Raw genomic sequence first — 21,334 nt, forward strand, 5'->3', positions numbered from 1 at the left:
CAAGAGGCGTTTCGTGAGTACCGTTACCTCCACTGGCTATACCGATGACAAGACCGAGCTGCAGCGCCTGGACCAGGCATTGGGCGAGGTCATGTTGCGTGACCGTGACGCCCTCGTGCGCAGGTTGAACGGCTTGACGCGTCGCTTGCGCGAGGGCAAGCCGGTGGATCGAGGCCTGGCCGAGGTGGCCCGCAGCGTCGAGCGTTCTGCGGCGCTGGCGGCTCGGCGCGCGGCCCAGCCGGTAACGCTGAATTATCCTTCCGAGCTGCCGGTGGCCGAACGCCGCGACGAGATTCTCGCCGCCCTGCGTGATCATCAGGTGGTGGTGGTGGCCGGGGAAACCGGCTCGGGCAAGACCACCCAATTGCCCAAGCTGTGCCTGGAGCTGGGCCTGGGGCGTCGCGGCCTGATTGGCCACACCCAGCCGCGGCGGCTGGCGGCGCGCTCGGTGGCGGCGCGCCTGGCCGAGGAGCTCGAGGTGCCGTTGGGCGAGCAGGTGGGCTACCAGGTACGCTTTACCGATCAGACCGGCGACGACACCCTGATCAAGCTGATGACTGACGGTATCCTGCTGGCCGAGACCCGCCACGATCCCGACCTTCGCCGCTACGAAGCGATCGTCATCGACGAAGCGCATGAGCGCAGTCTCAACATCGATTTTTTGCTGGGCTACCTCAAGCGATTGCTGCCGCGGCGACCCGAGCTCAAGGTGATCATCACGTCGGCGACCATCGACGTGACGCGCTTCGCCGAGCACTTTGCCCTGCCCGGGGCCGATGGCGAACCGCAGCCCGCCCCGGTGGTGGAAGTCTCGGGACGTACCTATCCGGTGGAAGTGCGCTATCGGCCGCTGGTGCGCGAGGCCGACGACGAGGCCGACCGCACCCTGCAGGAGGGCATTCTCCACGCGGTGGAGGAGATCGAGCAGGTCGAGCGCGACGAGCGCTGGTTCCATGGGCCTCGCGACATCCTGGTATTCCTGCCCGGCGAACGCGAGATCCGTGAAACCGCCGATACCCTGCGCCGCGCCGACCTCAAAGGCACCGAGATCCTGCCGCTCTATGCGCGGCTCTCCAATGCCGAGCAGAATCGCGTATTCGCTGCTCATGCCGGGCGGCGCATCGTGCTGGCGACCAACGTCGCCGAAACCTCGCTCACCGTTCCCGGCATCCGCTACGTAATCGACCCGGGACTGGTGCGTATCAGCCGCTACAGCTACCGCGCCAAGATCCAGCGCCTGCCGGTGGAGCCGGTCAGCCAGGCCAGTGCCGACCAGCGCAAGGGGCGCTGCGGGCGCGTGGCCGAGGGCGTATGCATCCGCCTCTATGACGAGGAGGATTTCCTCTCCCGCCCCGAATTCACCGACCCCGAGATCCGGCGTACCAACCTGGCGTCGGTGATCCTGTCGATGCTCTCCCTCAAGCTCGGCGACATCGAGCAGTTTCCCTTCGTCGACCCGCCCGATTCGCGCTTCATCAAGGATGGCTTTCGCTTGCTGTTCGAGCTGGGGGCGGTGGATGGAGGCAATCGCCTGACGCCGACGGGGCGCAAGCTCGCCCGGCTGCCCATCGATCCACGCCTGGCGCGCATGGTGTTGGCAGGCGCCGAACAGGGTGGGCTGCGCGACGTGCTGGTCGTGGTCTCGGCCCTGGCGGTACAGGACCCGCGCGATCGTCCGGCGGAGAAGCGTCAGGCCGCCGATCAGGCCCACCGGCGCTGGCATGATCCGGACTCCGATTTCGTCGCGCTGCTCAACCTGTGGCAGGGCTTCGAGGCGGCGCGTGAGGAGCTTTCCGGCAATCAACTGCGGCGCTGGTGCAAGGAGCACTACCTCAATTACCTGCGTCTGCGCGAATGGCACGATACCTTCCGCCAGTTGCGACAGTTGCTGCGCGACATGGAGATCGAGGTGCCGCCTCCCACACCGCTGCCCGAGCCTGCGCAAGACGGGGACGCGCATGAACAGGCTCGTCAGCAGGTGCGCCGCCAGAGCGCCGTGCAGTTGCACAAGGCGTTGCTTCCGGGCCTGCTCTCCCATCTCGGCTTGCTCACCGAGAATCGCGAATACCTCGGCGCGCGCAACCGCAAGTTCGTCATTCACCCCGGCTCGGGCCTGGCCAAGAAGTCACCCAAGTGGGTGATGGCCTTCGAACTGGTGGAGACCACCCGACTGTTCGCGCGTACGGTAGCGAAGATCGAGCCACAGTGGATCGAGCCCGTGGCCGAGCATCTGGTCAAGCACAGCTACAGCGATCCCCATTGGGAGATGAAGCGGGCCCAGGTGGTAGCCAAGGAGCAGGTGACCCTGTTCGGCCTGCCCATCGTGGCCGGGCGCAGCGTACACTACGGGCCGGTCGCGCCGCGCGAGGCACGAGAGCTGTTCATTCGCCGCGCCCTGGTGGAGGGCGAATTTCGCACCAAGGGTGAGTTCTTCGACTACAATCGCGCTCTGGTGGAAGAGGTCGAGGATCTCGAGGACCGGGCGCGCAAGCGCGACATCCTGGTCGACGAGGAAACCCTCTTTGCCTTCTATGACGAGAAGATTCCCGATGACATCGTCAACGGCAAGGGCTTCGAGGCTTGGCGCAGAAAAGCCGAGGCCCAGGATCCGCACGTTCTGAAGTTCGATCGGGCTGCCCTGCTGGCTCGGGAGGCCGCGGAGGTCACCCAGGCGCAATATCCGGATGAGCTGGTGCTCGGCGGGGTGCGCTATCCGCTCGAGTATCGCTTCGAGCCCGGCGCGGCGGACGATGGCGTGACGCTGACGGTGCCGGCGGCCATGCTGCCCCAGCTGCCGAGTGCACGCCTCGAGTGGCTGGTACCGGGGCTGCTGCGGGAAAAGTGCATTGCCTTGCTCAAGTCATTGCCGAAGGCGATCCGACGCCAGGTGGTGCCGATTCCCGACTGGGTGGATGCCGCACTGGAGACGCTGACGCCAGACGACGTACCGCTTACCGAGGCACTGGGCGAATTCCTGCGGCGGCGCACCGGAATACGGCTGCATCCCGACGACTGGCGTAGCGACCAGCTCGAACCGCATCTGATCATGAACGTCAGGGTGGTCGATCATCAAGGCCGGCTGCTGGGGCAGGGGCGCGACGTACGCGAACTCGAGCGCCGCTTCGAAGTGGCGGCGGGCGAGGGCGCGCGGGCGCTGGCCGCCGAGGTCAGCGACGCGCCCGACGTTACCGGTTTGCCCGAATCGCCGCTGCCAGAGTCGCGGGTGACCACCCAAGCGGGCATCCGGGTCGAGGCCTACCCGGCGCTGGTGACGGAAGGCGAGGCCTTTCGGATCGAACTGTTCGATCATCCCGGCAAGGCCGAACAGGCACATCGCCGCGGTGTGGTGCGGCTGGCCATGACACGTCTGCCGGACCAGGTGCGCTGCATCCAGCGCCTCAAGGGGCTCGAGGCGTGTGCTCTGCTGTTTACCAAGGTAGGCAGCAAGCGCGAACTGTTCGACGACGTGGTCGAGGCGGTCTTCGCCCGCGGCATGGCCCAGTCGCCGCTGCCGCGCTCGGCCGCTGAGCTCGACGCTCGGCTCGAAGCGACCCAGGCCGAGCTGGTACCCACAGCCGAGGCGCTGGTGGCCACGCTCAAACGCACACTCGAAGGCCATCTGGCCGTTACCAAGGCGCTCAAGGGTAGCCTCAACCTGGCGCTGGCCCTGGTATACAGTGATCTCAAGACCCAGATGCAACGGCTGGTGCATCCCGGTTTCGTGAGCGAGGCGGGCGAGTGGCTCGAGGAGTACCCGCGCTACATGGAAGCTGCGCTGATCCGGCTGGAGAAGGCGCCCCGCGAACGCATGCGCGACCAGATGCACATGCAGGAGGTCCAGGACTTCGAGGCGCGCCTGGCCGCACGTCGCGAGAGCCTGCGTCGTGGCGGCCACGAGGACCCCGAGCTGGTGGAGTTCGGCTGGTGGATCGAGGAGCTGCGAGTGTCGCTGTTCGCCCAGCAGCTCGGCACCCGCATGCCGGTGTCGGTCAAGCGTCTCGAGCGGCGTTGGGCGGAGCTGGTGGGGCACGGTCAAGGCTGAACTTGGCCTGCCGATATACGAGACATGAGGCATCGGCTTGCCGATGTAGAGCCAGCGGCCAGGCGGCCGCACGAGGGAGAAGATGATGACAGACGTCGTGATTACCGGTACGGGACTCTTCACACCGGAGCACGCCATCGATAACGATGCCCTGGTCGCTTCGTTCAACGCCTGGGTAGACGCCGAGAATGCGCGTCACGCGGCGGCAATCGAGGCCGGCGAGCGCGAACCCCTACTGCACTCCAGCAGCGAGTTCATCGTCAAGGCATCGGGCATTTACAGTCGCTTCGTCCTGGATGCCGAGGGCATCCTTGACCCCGAGCGAATGCGTCCTCGGCTACCGCAGCGCGACAACGACGAGCCCTCGCTCCAGTGCGAAATGGGCTTGGCGGCAGCGCGCCAGGCGCTCGAGGCCGCCGGCATCGCCGCTAGCGATATAGATATGGTGATCGTGGCATGCTCCAACCTGGAGCGTCCCTATCCGGCAGTGGCGGTGGAGCTGCAGGCGGCCTTGGGGACTCTGGGACATGCCTTCGACATGAACGTGGCCTGCAGCTCGGCCACCTTTGCCATCGACCTGGCTGCAGGCGCCATTCGTGGCGGCAACGTCAAGCGTGCCCTGGTGGTCAGCCCCGAGATCTGTTCGGCTCACCTCAACTTCCGCGACCGCGACAGCCACTTCATCTTCGGCGATGCCTGTACCGCCGTGGTGCTGGAGGATGCCGCGCTGGCTACGGCAGAGGTGCGTTTCGAGATCCTCGGCACGCGCCTGGCCACGCGCTTCTCCAATGCCATTCGCAACAATGCCGGCTTCCTCAACAGGGTCACCGACAGCGACCCCCTGGCCAGCGACAAGCTGTTCGTGCAGGAGGGGCGACGTGTATTCAAGGAGGTTTGCCCCATGGTGGCGGCGCTGATCAGCGACCACTTGGCCAGCCTCGAGCTTTCCGGACAGCATCTTTCACGCCTGTGGCTGCATCAGGCCAACCGCCACATGAACGACCTCATCGCGCGGCGTGTCCTGGGTCACGACCCCGAGCCTGGCCAGGCCCCGATCATCCTGGATCGCTACGCCAACACCAGCTCGGCGGGTTCGATCATTGCCTTCCATCTGCACCATGCCGACCTGGCATCGGGTGCGCTGGGGGTGGTCTGCTCGTTCGGTGCCGGGTACAGTGCCGGCTGCGTGGTGGTGCGTCGCCAATGACGCATCGCCCCACGCCAACCTCTGAGGAGACGTATCCGATGGTCGTGAAGCAGACCGGCTTTGCCACTCGCCTACTGGTCGCCCTGGCCGCCCTGGCCATGCTGGCAGGCTGTGCCGGGCGGGTGGCGGTGGAGGAGCGCCACCCCGATGATCCCTGGGAGGGCTTCAATCGCCGAGTGTTCTCCTTCAACGAGGCGATCGACCGGACGGTACTGAAACCGGTGGCTCGCGGCTATCGTGCGGTGACGCCGCAACCGGTGCAGACCGGTGTCGGCAACTTCTTTTCCAACCTGGGGGAGATCCGCACCACGCTCAACAGTCTGCTGCAGGGCAAGCCCGCCAATGCCGGACTATCGACGTCGCGCTTTGTGATCAACACGACGGTGGGCATCGCCGGCCTGTGGGATTTTGCCACTCACATGGGCATTACCGCTGATGAGGAGGACTTCGGCCAGACGCTTGGCGTGTGGGGCGTCGGAGAGGGGCCCTATCTGGTCCTGCCGCTACTGGGCCCCAGCACGGTGCGCGATACGTCCGGTTTGCCGTTGGATGCGTATACCTATCCGCTGACCTATGTTGAGGACGATAAGGTGCGCTACGGCTTGACCGCGCTGCGTATCGTCGACGTGCGGGCAGGTTTTCTGGATCAGGAGCAACTGATCCGCGGAGACCGCTATGTCTTCATTCGCGATGCCTACCTGCAGCGCCGACGCTTCGAGGTCTCCGACGGCGAGCAGGGCGACGATCCTTTTGCCAGCGATGAATTCGACTTCGATTTCGACGATGACGATTTCGATGACAGCGAATTCGATGATGCTGACTTCGCCGATTGAGGCCTGAGCCGATGGATGCATCCAAGCCGTTGATCGGCGTACTCGATGAGCCCGGTGCCTATCGCGATGCCCTGGCCGACACCATCGCCCGCGATGGTCTGGCGGTGTATGCCGCACAACGCCTCGAGGATCTGCCGCCGGAGACGGCCTTGGTCGTCGCCCATGCCCAGGCGATTCCCAGCCTGGCATGGTCGAGCCTGACGGAACGTCTGCCCACCGTCGTGGTCAGTGATTCACGCCTCGACGCCGACCTGTTGACGGCGGTCGACGTCGGGCTGGTGGACTATGTCGTCGAGCCGATGCGCCACGGCCAATTGCTGCGGCGCATGATCCGCAAGGCGATCGAGCTGCGCCAGCTTGAGAATGAGCGCAAGCAGGACCGTGAACGCCTGGCACAGCTCAACGCGCATCTGGAAGAACTCAACGAGAGCCTGGAAACGCATCTGGCACTGCTGCGTCTCGACCAGCAGGCGGGAGGGCAGATCCAGCGCAAGCTGCTGCCGCCCCACCCACAAACCATCGGTGGCGTGACCTGCGACTACTGGCTGATCCCTTCGCTCTACCTGTCGGGGGACTTCCTCGACTTCCAGCGCTTTGACGAGCGATACACGCTGTTCTATTTTGCCGATGTATCCGGCCACGGCGCCTCTTCCGCGTTCGTCACCGTCCTGCTCAAGTACCTGTTCAACCGCTGGCTGGGCGATTGGAATGCCTGCCAGCCGGAGGCGCTGCCAGCGCGTTGGTTGGCGGCGCTCAATCGGGAACTGCTGGACGCCGGGATAGGCAAGCATGCCACGCTGTTCGTCGGCGTGATTGACCGACAGACCCGCGAGCTTCACTATTCGCTGGGCGCGCAATTGCCCAAGCCGCTACTGGTGGCGGATGGCGAGGTGTTGGAGCTGCCCGGTGAGGGCATGCCGGTAGGCCTGTTTCCTGACGTGGAGTATCCACGTTTGAGGTATAGGTTACCGGCGAACTTCCGGTTATGGTTGTGTTCGGATGGAGTATTGGAGTGCCTGCCGGGCGAAACGCTCGACGCGCGGCTCAGGGAACTCGAGCAACGAGTGCGTACCTGTACGACGTTGGAGCGGCTTCGCGACAGCCTGATGCTGGACACTCCCCGCGACATCGATGCCGAAGGGGATGACGGCGCACAGGAACTGCCCGATGACCTGACGATCATGATGTTGAGCGGATTTGGTAATGATCACGAATGAGGGCCGCGTCCAGGCGGCGTTCGACTCCGGTGTCTTCGTGCTCAAGCTGTGCGGCGACGTACGCTTGACGCTCTGTGCGACGCTGGATACTCAGGCCCAGCAGCTCGCCCGCACACCGGGCCTGCAATCGCTGATAATCGATCTGCGTGAGGCCACCAACGTGGACTCCACTGCACTGGGTTTTCTGGCCAAGGTGGCCATGGCGGTCAAGGATCGTATCCTCTACAAGCCCACCATCGTGGTGGACAATCCCGACGTGCAGCGCATGCTCGAGGTCATGGGCTTCGCTCAGTTCTTCGCCATGGTCAAGGCTCCGCTGACCGAAACCTGCGAACTCAGCGACCTGCCCGAAATTCCCGCCGATATGGAAGGGATGCGCAAGCGCATCCTCGAGGCGCACCGTATCCTCATGCGCATGAGCGATCACAATCGGGAAGAGTTTCAGCCGCTGGTCGAAATGCTGGAGGCACAAGAGACCTCCCATACCGACAAGCACTAGCGAACGTTCCCAGGCGTGGCGTCAGGCAAGACGCCACGCCCCCGTCCCATTCTGTTCTCGCGACGGTCATGTTACTGACGCAGCTCTCCCAGCAGCTTTTCCAGCTTGCGCTGGTCGTCGGCGAACTTGCGGATGCCCTCGGCCAGCTTCTCGGTGGCCATGGCGTCCTCGTTCATTGCCCAGCGAAACTCTGCCTCGTCCTGGGGCTCCGGCGGCGAGGTCTCGGCGCCGGCCGGGCTTAGCCGCCGTTCGAGACGCTCATGGCTCTCGGCCAGTTCGCCGAGCAGGGCCGGGGAGATGGTCAGGCGGTCGCAGCCGGCCAGGGCCAGGATCTCACCGACATTGCGGAAACTGGCTCCCATGACAATGGTCTTGTAGCCATGCCCCTTGTAGTGCTCGTAGATGCGCTTGACCGACTTGACGCCGGGGTCGTTGTCGCCGCTGAAGTCGGCATCCGGCCACTTGGTCCGGTTCCAGTCGAGAATGCGGCCGACGAAGGGCGAGACCAACGTGACCCCTGCATCGGCGCAGGCTTGTGCCTGAGCGAAGCTGAACAGCAGGGTCAGGTTGCAATGGATGCCTTCGCGCTCCAGTTGGCGGGCGGCGCGGATGCCCTCCCAGGTCGAGGCGACCTTTATCAGGATGCGTTCGGGGCCGATGCCGTGGCGGTCGTAGCGCTCGACCAGCGAACGAGCCCGGGCCAGGGTCGCCTCGGTGTCGAAGGAGAGCCGGGCGCTGACTTCGGTGGAGACGTAGCCGGGCACCAGGCCACTGATCTCGCTGCCGATCTCCACGGCCACGGCATCAAGGGCATCGTCGATGTCGGTGGCCTGCCGGGCTATTTCCCCAAGCCGCTTGCGCCGGTCTTCGTGCTGGGCGGCCTGCAGGATCAGCGAAGGATTGGTGGTGGCATCGGTGGGCTGAAAACGACGGATGGCATCGATGTCTCCGGTGTCGGCCACCACGGTGCTCATCGTCTTGAGTTGGCTAAGCAGGTCCTCTGCCATTGCAGTCACTCCTGAGTGTCAGTATCGAGCCACTTTAGCAACTGGAAGGTGAAGCGAACAGCCGCCTGGCCGAGGCAACACGCCGGCAGTTGCGCTATGATTAGCCTCCTAGCTTTTTCTACCGAGGTCACACGGAGTTCTCTTGACCCTCTCTCCCCGACGCGTGGCCCTGCTGGTGGCTACCAATACTGCATTGGCGCCTTTTGCCATCGACGCCTATCTACCCGCCATGTCGGCACTGGCTGACAGTATCGGCGCCAGTATTCACCATACCGAACTCTCGCTGAGCGCTTTTCTGGCCGGCTTTGCCCTGGGGCAGCTGCTGTTCGGGCCGCTCTCCGACCGGGTGGGGCGAAAGCCAGTACTGCTGGGCGGCCTGGTGGTCTTCCTCCTGGCGAGCCTGGTGATCACCAGCGTCGACTCGCTAACGGAGCTGTTGGCCTGGCGGTTCGTGCAGGCGTTGGGGGGAGGTGCCACGGTGGTCAACTCGGCGGCCATCGTGCGGGACTGCTTCAGCGGTCGGGAGGCTGCCAAGGTGATGTCGACCATGGCGATCATCATGCTGCTGGCGCCCCTGGCGGCGCCGGTCGTGGGTAGTGGGCTGCTCTATCTTGGCGACTGGTGGCTGATCTTCGTCTTCCTGGCCGGCTATGCCGCCTTCCTGATGTGGCTGATGGGTACCCGGCTGCCGGAGACCCGCGCTCCCGGCGCGCCTGCCGCCTCGCCGCGCCAGATGCTGGGTAACTATGTCAGCGTGCTGCGCCACCGCGAGGCCATGGGCTACGTGTGTGCGGCCTCCATGTCCTTCGCCGGGCTGTTTGCTTTCATCACTGCCTCGCCTTTCCTCTATCTGGAGCATTACGGGCTGAGCCCGGGACACTATCCGCTGGTGTTCGGCGTCAACGTGGTCACCATGGCGGCTTCCAATCGCCTCAACATCCGCTTGCTGCGCCGGCGCAGTCCGCAACAGAATCTGTGCCTGGGGCTGGCCATTCAACTGGCGGCGGCCTCCGGGCTCGCACTGCTGGTCGCTACCGGGCTGGAGTCGCTATGGAGCGTGGTGCCGCTGATCATGCTGTTCGCCGGCACCATTGGCCTGGTGGCGCCCAACGCCATCTCCTCGCTGCTCGATCACTTCCATCATATGAGCGCCACGGCGGCTGCCTTGCAGGGCAGCATCCAGTTCTCCTGCGGCGCCTTGGCCGGCGTGCTGGTGGGTGCCTTCCAGATCGACAGCGCCTGGCCCATGGTGGCCACCATGCTGGGAGCCTCGCTGGCGGGCAACCTGGGGCTGCGTGTGCTGGCGGGCAGGGCAGGGCTGACGGCTGCTGGCCCGTCGTCGCCCTGATTGAATTGCCAGGATTTGAGGGGGCGATAAAGTTTGGTCACATTGTCATGAAGCTGTCATCGAGTGTCGGCATCGTATGCCATGCAAGGGCGAGATACCTTTCTCATCGACAGGAGTGACCCGCATGAACCGCACCATCAAGAGCCGTGTCTTCAAGACCACGATCGTTGCTGCCGCCGTCATGGGCGTGGTGGGCGTCGCACAGGCTCGCGATCAGATCCGCATCGTCGGCTCCAGCACCGTTTACCCGTTTGCCAGCTACGTGACCGAGGAGTTCGGTGCCGTCACCGAATACCCGACACCGGTGATCGAGTCGACCGGCTCCGGCGGTGGTATCCGTCTGTTCTGCAACGGTGTGGGTGAGGGTACTCCCGACATCTCCAACGCCTCTCGCCGCATCAAATCCTCGGAGCTCGAGCGCTGCGAAGAGAACGGCGTCACCGACGTCACCGAAGTCAAGATCGGCTCCGACGGCATCGTTTTCGCTCAGTCCAGTGAGAACGAAGCACTGGACCTGACCCTCGAGCAGCTGTTCCTGGCCGTGGCAGCCAAGGTGCCGCAGGACGGCGAGCTGGTCGACAACCCCTACCAGAACTGGAGCGATATCGACTCCTCGCTGCCGGATCGCGAAATCTCCATCTATGGGCCGCCCACTACTTCCGGCACTCGCGATGCCTTCGAGGAGCTGGTCATGGAGGCCGTCTCCGAAGACATGGAGGCTTATGGTGGCGAAGCCTACACCGATATTCGGGCCGACGGCGCCTATATCGACGCGGGTGAGAACGACAACCTGATCGTCCAGCGCCTGGCAGAAGACACCGGCTCCTTCGGCATTTTCGGCTACTCCTTCCTGGTCGAGAACCAGCAGGCGCTGAACGCTTCGAGCATCGGCGGCGTCGAGCCGGAAGCCGAGGCCATCAGTGCCGGCGACTATCCGATCGCCCGCTCGCTGTTCTTCTACGTGAAGAACCAGCACGCTCAGGACGTACCGCCGCTGTATGATTACGTCGAGATGTTCGTCTCCGAGGAGATGATCGGCGAGGGTGGTTACCTGACAGACCTCGGCCTGATTCCGCTGCCTGAGGCAGAGCGCGAGCAGACGCGCGCCAGGGTCGAAGAGCGTGCCAGCCTGCAGGCTTCCGACCTGAAATAACAAGGCAGCAGGCAGGGAGGCCTGGTCGGCCGGCAACTCTCGGGTTGCCGGCCGTTGCACGTTCCGGCACCCTGCCGTCGTCAGTTACCCGAGAGAGAGACATGCAGACCAATCAATATCTGATCCTTTTCCTAGGCGGCCTGCTGTTGCTGGGGCTGATCGCTTTCTTCCTGGGGCGGTCCAAGGCTGCCAGGGTTCGAGCCTCGGGCCAGGCCATGTACGCCCAGCCCGATCAGTACGCCTGGTTCACGGTCGTCGCTACCGCCGGGCCGGCGTTGCTGGTCGGCGCCGTCGGTGCTTTCCTGATGCTGCTAGTGGGGGCCGAGATTCCCACCGCCTACCTGCTGGCGGTCAGCCTGGCGGTCGCCGCCATCGGCGCCGCCGTCGGTATCCGCTGCGTGCGTCCCGACTTTCATGCCCGCGAGGCCATCGAGCGGGTGATTCGTTGGCTGCTGGTAAGTGCTGCGCTGATCTCGATCTTCACCACTTTCGGTATTCTGTTTTCGATCGTCTTCGAGGCGCTGCGCTTCTTCCAGATGCACAACTTCTGGGAGTTCATTACCGGCACCGTGTGGAATCCGGGCGCGAGTTTTCTGGCAGCGGCCGGACGGGCGGACGACGCCTCCAGTGCCGCCCAGTTCGGCTCGGTACCGCTGTTCGCCGGCACCTTCATGATCACCGCGATCGCCATGCTGGTAGCCATTCCCATCGGCTTGCTGGCGGCCATCTACATGGCGGAGTTCGCTCCCCAGCGCGTGCGCACCCTGGCCAAACCGACCCTGGAGGTGCTGGCCGGCATACCCACCGTGGTCTACGGCTTCTTTGCTGCCATCACGGTGGCGCCGATCATCGTCAACATTGCCGGTTTCTTCGGCCTCGATGCCTCGTTCAACAATGCCGTGGCACCGGGCGTGGTGATGGGCATCATGATCATTCCTTTCATCTCGTCGCTTTCCGACGATGTCATCAACTCCGTGCCAGACAGCATGCGGCAGGGGTCGCTGGCCCTGGGCATGACCAAGGGGGAGACCATTCGCGACGTGGTCATTCCCGCGGCGCTACCCGGCATCATTTCTGCGTCGCTGCTGGCGGTGTCGCGAGCGCTAGGCGAGACCATGATCGTGGTGATGGCCGCCGGCATGCGGCCCAACCTGACGGCCAACCCGCTAGAGGACATGACCACCGTGACGGTGCGCATCGTGGCCGCGTTGACCGGAGATCTCGAGTTCGAGAGCGCCGAGACGCTCTCGGCCTTCGCCCTTGGGCTGGTGCTGTTTGCCGTCACGCTGAGCCTGAACCTGGTGTCGGTGCTGATGATTCGTCGCTTCCGTGCCAAATACCGCGTCAACAACCTGTAACGCCGAGGATACGACCCGATGAGCCAATCCTTCGACGTCATCAGCTCGCAGCTGAAGAAGCGTCACCGCAAGTCGGCGCGGCTGAAGTGGATTTCCATGAGTGCGCTGGGGCTGGCAGGCCTCTTTCTGGTGCTGTTCTTTGCTGACATGCTGAGCAAGGGGCTACCGGCCTTCCAGCAGGCCTATATCCAGGTCGAGCTGGAGTACAACGAGGATGCGACCCGCATGGGGCGTGCCGCCATGGACCCCGAGGTCGCCAGGCTGGTGAGCCGGACCTTCGAGCGCCTCATTCCTGGCCAGCTGCGTGCCAATCCCGAGCTGCTGGGCACCAGCGAGACCCGCTGGGTGTTGGCCACGAGCGAAGTGGACCAGTACCTCAAGGGGCACGACAACAAGCTGCGCGGCAACCAGCAGGAGGTGGTCGATGAGTTGATCGAAGCCGGCCGCCTGGAGCTGCGTTTCAATACCACATTCTTCACGCGCGGCGATTCCAAGATGGCCGAGAGTGCGGGCATTCTCTCTGCCGCGGTGGGGACGGTGCTGACCATGCTGGTGACGCTGGCCATCTCCTTCCCCATCGGGGTGATGACGGCGGTCTATCTCGAGGAGTTCGCCCCTGACAATCGCTTTACCCAGCTGATCGAGATCAATATCAACAACTTGGCAGCGATCCCCTCGATCCTGTTCGGCCTACTGGGGCTGGCGATCTTCATCAGCTTCTTCGGCGTGCCGCGCTCCTCGCCGCTGGTGGGCGGCATGACATTGGCGCTGATGACACTGCCGGTGATCATCATCGCCACGCGCACGGCGCTGCGCAGCGTGCCGGATTCGATTCGCCATGCCGCCTTCGGCGTCGGCTGCTCGCGCTGGCAAGTGGTTCGCGACCACGTGCTGCCGCTGGCCATGCCGGGCATCATGACCGGTTCGATCATCGGCCTGGCCCAGGCCATGGGGGAGACGGCGCCGCTGATCATCGTCGGCATGGTCGCCTTCATTCCTGACGTGTCGGCCTCGTTCACCCAGGCCGCCACCGTGCTGCCGGCACAGATCTTCACCTGGGCGGGGGAGCCGGAGCGCGCCTTCGTCGAGAAAACCGCGGGCGGCATCCTGGTCCTATTGTCTATTCTCATTTTCCTGAATGCCACTGCCGTCATCCTGCGCAAGAAATTCGAGCGCCGCTGGTAGGCCAACCGAGGTCACGAATCGATGAACATTCAAGTATCCGAGCGGAGTAGTACCCCCATGTCTCGTTCTCAGACCGGCCAGCCGGTGACGCGCAATCAGGATGCCAATCACGAGTTGAGCATCCGTGTGCGAGACCTCAGCCTCTGGTACGGCGAATCCCAGGCGCTGAAAAGCCTCAACATCGACCTGTACCAGAAGAACGTTACCGCACTCATCGGTCCGTCGGGCTGTGGCAAGTCGACCTTTCTGCGTTGTCTCAACCGCATGAACGACTTGATCCCCGGCGTGCGTATCGAGGGGCTGGTGGAGATGGACGGTCGTGACGTCAACGCACGCAAGATGGATGAAGTGGCGCTCAGGCGCCGCGTAGGTATGGTGTTCCAGAAACCCAATCCGTTCCCCAAGTCGATCTACGAGAACATCGCCTACGCACCGCGCATGCACGACCTGGTCGGACGCAAGGCCGAGCAGGACGAACTGGTGGAGCGCGCCCTGCGTGATGCCGGCCTGTGGGAGGAGGTAAAGGACAAGCTGCACCAGCCCGGCACGTCGCTGTCGGGCGGGCAGCAGCAGCGCTTGTGCATCGCGCGCGCGATCGCCGTGCAGCCCGACGTGATCCTGATGGACGAGCCGACTTCGGCGCTGGACCCGATATCGACCGCCACCATCGAAGACCTGATGGACAAGCTCAAGAAGCAGTTCACCATCGTCACGGTGACCCACAACATGCAGCAGGCAGCGCGAGTCGCGGATTACACCGCTTTCTTCCATCTTGGCGAAATCATCGAGTACAACGATACCAAGACGATGTTCTCCAACCCTGCCACCAAGAAGGCCGAAGACTACATTACCGGACGTTATGGCTGAGGAGCCGTTCATGACACGCAAACGTGTGCTGTTCCTGTGCAATGCCAACTCGGCGCGCTCGTTGATGGGAGAGGCGCTGCTGCGCCACATGGCGGGAGATCGCTTCGAGGCCTTCAGTGCCGGCACCGAGCCCGACCGGCCGCACGAACTGGCACTGGCTGCCTTGGAGAAGCAGGGCATCTCCACCCAGGGATTGGCCAGCAAGCCCTTGGAGGCATTCGAGGGCGAGCACTTCGATACCGTGATGATTCTCTGCGACAAGGCGCAGCAGGCCTGTCGCGAATGGCCTGGCGGCTGCGAGGAGCGGCTATTCTGGGATATTCGCGATCCCCGGTTGATCGGCCGCCCCGATGCCTATGAGCAGGCCTTGCAGGAGATTCGCCGCCGTCTTGTGCTATGGCTTGAAGTCGCGTCGCGGGGGGATCTCGCGCGCTGAGGAAGCGTGGGCGTGGCGGCGTCAGCCGCCGCTGTTGGTGCACCGGGATTGACGTAGAATGGTGACGCCAACTCCCGTCGTAAAAGGAGGCGCCTTGACCCTGCCCGAGCCTGCCCGACTCTTCAAGTGCCTCGCCGATGAGACTCGCCTGCAATTGACGCTGCTGATCTGGCGCGAGGGCGAGCTGTGCGTGTGCGAGATGACCCATGCGCTAGGCGAATCCCAGCCCAAGGTGTCGCGCCACCTGGCGCAGCTGCGCGAATGCGGGCTGCTGCAGGATCATCGCGATGGCCAGTGGGTCTATTATCGGCTGGCCGAGCGCCTCGCAGACTGGGTGACGGCCGTCCTCGCCGCCGCCGAGGCCGGTGAGGCGTCCCGCCTGGACGCCTTGCAGGCGCGTCTGCTTGGGATGGGTAACCGTCCGGAGCGCCGCGCTGCGTTTTGTTGATTAATCCTGGTCGTTCCTCTCGTTTTTCCTGTCTTCCTCGAACTGTCATCTTCAGCTGTTACTTATGTTCCCCGACGAGGCGGCCTTCCATGGCCGTGTCGGACGACCACCAACGCGCGGGGAGCGTATGAAACGATTCCAAGACATGACGGTACGGCTCAGCTGGTCGCTGGTGCTGGTAGCCTTCAGCGTGCTGATCCTGGGTGCCGGAGGTTTGGGTCTGGTCTCCAACAAGATGAGCCGTGATGCCTTCGATACCCTCAACCGGCTCAACGTCGAGCAGGCCGGGGCCTTGAATCGCACCTATACCAATGTCCTCCAGGCACGGATCGAGATGGACCGAGCCGCCGAGCTGCTACGGGTACCTTCCTTCGAAATGCCCGGGCCGGCTCTCGATCGCGCGCGAGATCGCCTTGCCGAGGCCGAACTCGCCTTCGAGACTTTTCTCGAGATTCCCATGGCCGAGCAACGTCAGGCGGCTGTCGAGACGCTGACGGGTCGTTACCAGTCTCTGGTCAATAACAACCTCAAATTGCAGCTGATGCTTCTCGAGGACGGTGACCATGCCGGTTATCGCTCCGGTCAGTCCCGCGTCAACGACAGCGGTCAGGCCTTCATTGAGGCGGCAGATACCTTTCTCACCGATTCGACGGCCCAGGGCGAGGCACTTAAGGTGCGTTTCGAGCGCCTTGCCGATGGAATGGCCTGGGCCATCCTGGCGTCTCTGGCCGTGGCGTGTTTGCTGATCGTCGGGGTGGTCTGGGGCGTCACCGTCAATGTCATACGCCCGCTGCGACGTATCATCGAGCACTTCCAGCGTATTGCGAGGGGAGACCTCTCCGCCCCGGTAGAAGCGAGAGGGCGCAACGAGATTGGCCAACTGTATGCCGAGCTTGCCACCATGCAGCGTTCGCTCATCGAGACCGTGGGTTTCCTGCGAAGTGCCAGCGATAACGTCCACCTGGGCAGTCGGGAGATGGCCTGGCACAACCAGGCGCTGGCGGCCCAGACCCGCCAGCAGGCCGTGGCGCTCGAGCAGACCGCCGCCAGCCTGGAGCAGCTGACGTCGACCGTTGCCAGCAATGCCGACAATGCCCGTCAGGTGGGCGAGTCGGCGGAGGCCGCCGCCCAGCGTGCACGAGAAGGGGAGGAAGTCATCACGCGTTTCATTGCCACCATGGACGACATCCATGGCCACTCCAAAGAAATCACCAGTATCGTGGGCGTGATCGAGTCGATCGCCTTTCAGACCAACCTCCTGGCGCTCAACGCCTCGGTCGAGGCAGCTCGCGCCGGGGAACAGGGCAGGGGCTTCGCGGTGGTGGCAAGCGAAGTCCGTGCCCTGGCGTCGCGCAGCGCCGAGGCAGCACGGGACATCCAGCAGCGCATCCAGGCTTCCCGGGCAAGTGTGGCTGAGGGCAATTCCCTCTCGGTACGGGCTGCCGAGCATACGCGGGGCATCATCGACGCCATCGAACGGGTCGATACGCTGATGGAGCAGGTTGTGCACGCCTCGGCCGAGCAGCGGCTCGGCATCGAGGAGGTAAACCGGGCCATGGGGCAGATGGAGGGTTCCACTCGTGACAGCAGCCAGTTGGTCGAACAGGCCGCGGCCAGTGCCGGCGAGCTCGAGGCGCAATCGCTGCGCATGCAGGAGCAGGCCCAGCGCTTCGTGCTGCCCGCTGCGCAACCTGCCCATGTCATGACCGGGTCATGGGGGCCGCCTGCGGTTGGTTTCCGGCAGGAGTCCGAAGACACGGAGACGCCCGTGCAGCGCCCGGTTGAAGCGCTGCTCGAGTCAGCTTAGCCCCGGCCCACGCTGGCTGACGAAAAGTGGTGTCGGGTGTTGTTGGCGATGCGCACCAGCGCCAACATCAGCGGCACTTCCACCAGCACGCCCACCACCGTGGCCAGCGCCGCGCCGGACTGCAAACCGAACAGCGCGATGGCGGCGGCCACGGCCAGCTCGAAAAAGTTGCTGGCGCCGATCATCGCACCGGGGGCAGCCACATTGTGCGGCACTCTCCAGGCCTTGGCCCAGCCGTAGGCGATGAAGAAGATCAGGAAGGTCTGCAGGATCAGCGGAATCGCGATCAGTACGATGTGCAGCGGGTTGGTGAGGATCACGTCGCCCTGGAAGGCGAACAGCAGCACAAGGGTGACGATCAGACCGATGGGAGTGATTGGCCCCATCCGCTTCATGAAGACGCTGTCATACCATTCATTGCCGTGGCGAGCGATGAGAAAGCGCCGGGTCAGGTAGCCGGCGGTCAGCGGAATGACGATATAGAGGAAGACCGACAGCGCCACGGTATCCCAAGGTACCTGGATGTTGGAGACGCCGAGCAGAAACACCACGATGGGAGCGAAGGCGAACAGCATGATCAAATCGTTGAGTGCAACCTGAACCAGGGTGTAAGCCGCATCGCCACGGGTCAGATAGCTCCAGACGAAGACCATGGCGGTGCAAGGTGCGGCGCCGAGCAGGATCGCCCCAGCCAGGTATTGCTGGGCCAGTGCCTCTGGTATCCAGGGCCGGAACAGCACCATCAGGAAGAACCAGGCGATGGAGAACATGGTGAAGGGCTTGATGAGCCAGTTCACCGTGGTGGTGATGATAAGTCCCTTGGGCTGGCGGCGAACGCCGAGCACGGCGGCAAAATCGACCTGGGCCATCATCGGGAAGATCATGGCCCAGATCAGAATTGCCACGGGGATCGATACCTGGGCAACCTCGAACCGGGCCAGCGTCTCGGGTACGGCGGGGGCAAACTGGCCGAGCAGTACACCGGCCACGATGGCAAGCGCTACCCATACGGAGAGAAAGCGTTCGAATCGTCCCATGCCTTCGGCAGAGGAGGGAGCCTGCGAGAGAGTATCGTCGGACATGTGCCGCTCCTGTACACGAAGGGATGGGCGAAAAATATATGCTTTTCCATATGTGAGCAATATTTCTCGTGTCGTGCCAAGGGCCTGCGCTGATATGATTCGGTCATGACTGATGATGGGGAAGCGATGTGAGCCTAACCGAATCCCTCCGGCTCGCAGGCGTCGGCATCGGTGCGCTGAACAATATCGATCTCGAGGTCTTGCCCGGTGAGATCGTCTGCCTATCTGGCGCCAGTGGCTCGGGCAAGAGCCGTCTGCTGCGGGCGGTGGCCGATCTCGAGCCCCATGAGGGTGAGGTCTGGTTGGGTGATCAGGCCCAGGCGCAGGTGCCTGGACACGCCTGGCGGCGCCGGGTGATGCTGGTCCCCGCGGAAAGCCACTGGTGGGCGGAAACGGTGAAGCAACACTTCGCCGACGAGCCGGCCGATGTGGAGCTGCAGGCGCTAGGATTCACTCGCGAGACTCTGTCTTGGCAGGTGGGCCGGCTCTCCACCGGCGAGAAGCAGCGCCTGGGGCTGTTGCGGGCCGTCAGTCGCGAACCGCAAGTGTTACTGCTCGATGAACCGACCGCCAACCTGGATGACGCGACCAGCGCTTGCGTAGAAGCCTGGCTGTCGGAGCGCATTCGTTCGCGAGGTTGGCCGACACTATGGGTCGCCCATGATCGAAGACAGATCTCCCGGGTGGCCAGCCGCCATTGGCGGATCGTGAGCGGGCGGCTGGAAGAGGCGGAGGTCGCTTGGGCGTAATAGAACTCTCCTGGTGGCAGCTGGCACTGGCGGCATTGATGGTCGTGATGCTGGCTGGCTGTACCGCTGCCCTGCGGCTGGGAATGAGCCGTAGCCTCTTGATCGCCGCACTGCGCACTGTCATTCAGCTGGCGCTGGTGGGGCTGGTGCTGGAGGCGCTGTTCGCCGCCGAGCGACTCGTATGGGTCGTGCTGATGGCGCTGGCGATGCTGCTGATCGCCGGGCGCGAGGTGATGGCGCGGCAGCAGCGCCGGCTGCTGGGCGGCTGGACCTTCGGCATCGGCACGCTGTCGATGTTTCTCTCCTCCTTCACCGTGGCCGTGCTGACCCTGACGGTCGTCATTGGCCCGGAGCCGTGGTATCGGCCGCAGTACGCCATACCGCTGCTGGGCATGCTGCTGGGCAATACCATGACCGGGGTGGCCCTGGCGCTGGATCGCCTGACCGATACTGCCTGGCGCCAGCGCGGCGTGATCGAGAACCGGCTGATGCTGGGCGAGCCCTGGCAGGTGGCGATCGGCGACATTCGGCGCGAGGCGATGCGCAGCGGATTGATGCCGATGATCAACGCCATGGCCGCCGCCGGGGTGGTCAGCCTGCCGGGCATGATGACCGGCCAGATACTCGCCGGTACGGCGCCGGGGCTGGCGGTCAAGTATCAGATCCTGATCATGTTCGCGATTACCCTGGGCACCGGCTTCGGCACCCTGGCCGCGGTGGCCGTGGGCAGCCGCCGGCTGTTCGATGGCCGGGAGCGACTGCGCCTCGATCGGCTCTCGGCACCCCGTTCATGAAAACGCCCGCCTCGATTCGAGGCGGGCGTTGACATGGCCTGTACTTGGCTTGGCTTAGTCGATTAACTCGACTGCCACGGCGGTGGCCTCGCCGCCGCCGATGCACAGGCTGGCGATGCCGCGCTTGCCGCCCTTGGTGCGCAGGGCATGGATCAGGGTGGCGATGATCCGCGAACCGGTGGAGCCGATGGGATGCCCCTGGGCACAGGCACCGCCGAAGACGTTGACCTTGCTATGGGGGATGTCGAGTCCGTCCATGGCCAGCAGGGTGACCACGGCAAAGGCCTCGTTGATCTCGAACAGGTCGACGTCGGCGACGCTCCAGTCGAGCTTCTTCAACAGCTTGTCGATGGCCCCTACCGGGGCGATGGTGAACTCGCTGGGGTGCTGGGAGTGGGTACTGTGGCCCAGCATCCGCGCCAGGGGCTTGCTGCCCAGGCGGTCGGCGGCGGCCTGACTGGCCAGGATCAGCGCCGAGGCGCCGTCCGAGATAGAGCTGGAGTTGGCCGCGGTGATGGTTCCGTCCTTGGCGAAGGCGGGGCGCAGCTGGCGGATCTTGTCGAGCTTGGCCTGGAACGGCTGCTCGTCGTGCTCGACCACGCTTTCACCCTGGCGGCTGGTGACGGTGACCGGCGCCATCTCGGCCTTGAGATGGCCGTCATTGGTGGCTTCCATGGCCCGCTCCAGCGAGGCGATGGCGAAATCGTCCAGACGCTCGCGGGAATAGCCGCGCTCGCTGGCAACGTCCTGGGCGAAGACGCCCATCAGCTTGCCGGTCTCGGCGTCTTCGAGGCCGTCGAGGAACATGTGATCCTTGAGTTCGCCGTGGCCCAGGCGATAGCCGGTGCGCGCCTTGGTGAGCACGTGCGGGGCATTGGACATCGACTCCATGCCGCCGGCCAGGATCACCTCGCCGCTGCCCGCGCGGATCAGGTCATGAGCCAGCATGGCCGCCTTCATGCCCGAGCCGCACAGCTTGTTAATGGTGGTGGCGCCGATGCCGTCGGGAATGCCGGCCTGGCGCATCGCCTGGCGGGCCGGGCCCTGCTTGACGCCGCCCGGCAGCACGCAACCCATGATGCCTTCATCGATGGCGCTGGATTCGATGCCGGCGCGCTCGATCGCGGCGCGAATGGCGGTGGCGGCGAGTTCCGGGGCGGTCAGGCTCGAGAGGCTGCCCAGCATGCCGCCCATGGGGGTGCGGGCGGCGGAAAGGAATACGATATCGTTGGGGCTGCTCATGGTGGCGGTCTCCTGTCAAATCATTCGTTGTGCTAATGGTCTGCGAGAGCCAGCCATGAC

General features: G+C 64.3%; 18 protein-coding genes. 15 read left to right on the forward strand and 3 right to left on the reverse strand.

Going from position 1 to position 21,334, the window contains the following annotated elements; all coding sequences use genetic code 11:
• The first annotated feature begins 13 nt into the window (after positions 1-13).
• The 5 genes from hrpA to HNO53_RS08025 all read left to right on the forward strand — a co-directional run bounded on the left by hrpA (position 14) and on the right by HNO53_RS08025 (position 7,798).
• Complete coding sequence (gene hrpA / locus HNO53_RS08005) at positions 14-4,042, forward strand: ATP-dependent RNA helicase HrpA (protein ID WP_209477632.1); 4,029 nt, start codon at positions 14-16, stop codon at positions 4,040-4,042.
• A gap of 85 nt (positions 4,043-4,127) precedes the next feature.
• Complete coding sequence (locus HNO53_RS08010) at positions 4,128-5,249, forward strand: beta-ketoacyl-ACP synthase III (protein WP_209478571.1); 1,122 nt, start codon at positions 4,128-4,130, stop codon at positions 5,247-5,249.
• Positions 5,250-5,287: 38 nt separating this feature from the next.
• On the forward strand, positions 5,288-6,082 hold the full coding sequence (locus HNO53_RS08015) for an MlaA family lipoprotein (RefSeq protein ID WP_209477634.1): 795 nt from the start codon (positions 5,288-5,290) through the stop codon (positions 6,080-6,082).
• 11 nt (positions 6,083-6,093) lie between these two features.
• Positions 6,094-7,299, forward strand: a complete 1,206-nt coding sequence (locus HNO53_RS08020) for a PP2C family protein-serine/threonine phosphatase (RefSeq protein ID WP_209477636.1) — start codon at positions 6,094-6,096, stop codon at positions 7,297-7,299.
• On the forward strand, positions 7,286-7,798 hold the full coding sequence (locus tag HNO53_RS08025; RefSeq protein WP_209477638.1) for an STAS domain-containing protein: 513 nt from the start codon (positions 7,286-7,288) through the stop codon (positions 7,796-7,798). The genes HNO53_RS08020 and HNO53_RS08025 overlap by 14 nt, the downstream gene beginning before the upstream one ends.
• A gap of 71 nt (positions 7,799-7,869) precedes the next feature.
• On the opposite strand, the gene tal is transcribed toward HNO53_RS08025, so the two are convergent.
• Positions 7,870-8,805, reverse strand: a complete 936-nt coding sequence (gene tal, locus HNO53_RS08030; RefSeq protein ID WP_209477640.1) for a transaldolase — start codon at positions 8,803-8,805, stop codon at positions 7,870-7,872.
• Between the two features lie 142 nt (positions 8,806-8,947).
• Here tal and HNO53_RS08035 point away from each other — a divergent pair, with 142 nt between their 5' ends.
• The 8 genes from HNO53_RS08035 to HNO53_RS08070 all read left to right on the forward strand — a co-directional run bounded on the left by HNO53_RS08035 (position 8,948) and on the right by HNO53_RS08070 (position 17,407).
• Positions 8,948-10,153, forward strand: coding sequence for a Bcr/CflA family multidrug efflux MFS transporter (locus tag HNO53_RS08035; RefSeq protein ID WP_209477642.1), 1,206 nt, complete (start codon positions 8,948-8,950; stop codon positions 10,151-10,153).
• A 124-nt stretch (positions 10,154-10,277) separates the two neighbouring features.
• The gene (locus HNO53_RS08040; protein ID WP_209477644.1) at positions 10,278-11,306 is read left to right on the forward strand and encodes a substrate-binding domain-containing protein; all 1,029 of its coding nucleotides are present in this window, start codon (positions 10,278-10,280) and stop codon (positions 11,304-11,306) included.
• A 101-nt stretch (positions 11,307-11,407) separates the two neighbouring features.
• Complete coding sequence (pstC, locus tag HNO53_RS08045) at positions 11,408-12,664, forward strand: phosphate ABC transporter permease subunit PstC (protein WP_209477646.1); 1,257 nt, start codon at positions 11,408-11,410, stop codon at positions 12,662-12,664.
• Between the two features lie 18 nt (positions 12,665-12,682).
• Positions 12,683-13,849 carry a phosphate ABC transporter permease PstA gene (gene pstA / locus HNO53_RS08050; protein ID WP_209477648.1) on the forward strand — a complete coding sequence of 389 codons (1,167 nt, stop codon included), beginning with the start codon at positions 12,683-12,685 and terminating at the stop codon, positions 13,847-13,849.
• 57 nt (positions 13,850-13,906) lie between these two features.
• Positions 13,907-14,716 carry a phosphate ABC transporter ATP-binding protein PstB gene (pstB, locus tag HNO53_RS08055; RefSeq protein WP_420827859.1) on the forward strand — a complete coding sequence of 270 codons (810 nt, stop codon included), beginning with the start codon at positions 13,907-13,909 and terminating at the stop codon, positions 14,714-14,716.
• Between the two features lie 10 nt (positions 14,717-14,726).
• Positions 14,727-15,152, forward strand: coding sequence for an arsenate reductase ArsC (locus HNO53_RS08060; RefSeq protein ID WP_209477650.1), 426 nt, complete (start codon positions 14,727-14,729; stop codon positions 15,150-15,152).
• A gap of 58 nt (positions 15,153-15,210) precedes the next feature.
• Positions 15,211-15,600: a metalloregulator ArsR/SmtB family transcription factor gene (locus HNO53_RS08065; RefSeq protein WP_275951364.1), complete on the forward strand. Its 390-nt coding sequence runs from the start codon at positions 15,211-15,213 to the stop codon at positions 15,598-15,600.
• Positions 15,601-15,727: 127 nt separating this feature from the next.
• On the forward strand, positions 15,728-17,407 hold the full coding sequence (locus HNO53_RS08070) for a methyl-accepting chemotaxis protein (RefSeq protein WP_209477651.1): 1,680 nt from the start codon (positions 15,728-15,730) through the stop codon (positions 17,405-17,407).
• Here HNO53_RS08070 and arsB read toward each other — a convergent pair.
• Positions 17,404-18,489, reverse strand: a complete 1,086-nt coding sequence (gene arsB / locus HNO53_RS08075; protein ID WP_209477652.1) for an ACR3 family arsenite efflux transporter — start codon at positions 18,487-18,489, stop codon at positions 17,404-17,406. The two genes, HNO53_RS08070 and arsB, sit on opposite strands and share 4 nt — an antisense overlap.
• A 128-nt stretch (positions 18,490-18,617) precedes the next feature.
• Between arsB and HNO53_RS08080 the strand changes: the two genes are divergently transcribed.
• Complete coding sequence (locus HNO53_RS08080; protein ID WP_209477653.1) at positions 18,618-19,238, forward strand: ABC transporter ATP-binding protein; 621 nt, start codon at positions 18,618-18,620, stop codon at positions 19,236-19,238.
• Positions 19,229-20,032, forward strand: a complete 804-nt coding sequence (locus HNO53_RS08085) for an ABC transporter permease (protein WP_209477654.1) — start codon at positions 19,229-19,231, stop codon at positions 20,030-20,032. Before HNO53_RS08080 ends, HNO53_RS08085 begins: the two co-directional genes overlap by 10 nt.
• A gap of 54 nt (positions 20,033-20,086) precedes the next feature.
• Here the strand turns inward: HNO53_RS08085 and HNO53_RS08090 are convergent, their stop codons facing one another.
• Positions 20,087-21,274 carry an acetyl-CoA C-acyltransferase gene (locus HNO53_RS08090; protein WP_209477655.1) on the reverse strand — a complete coding sequence of 396 codons (1,188 nt, stop codon included), beginning with the start codon at positions 21,272-21,274 and terminating at the stop codon, positions 20,087-20,089.
• Between the last annotated feature and the right edge of the window lie 60 nt (positions 21,275-21,334).

It is taken from the genome of Billgrantia antri (genome assembly GCF_017868935.1).
Taxonomy (GTDB): Bacteria; Pseudomonadota; Gammaproteobacteria; order Pseudomonadales; family Halomonadaceae; genus Halomonas; species Halomonas antri.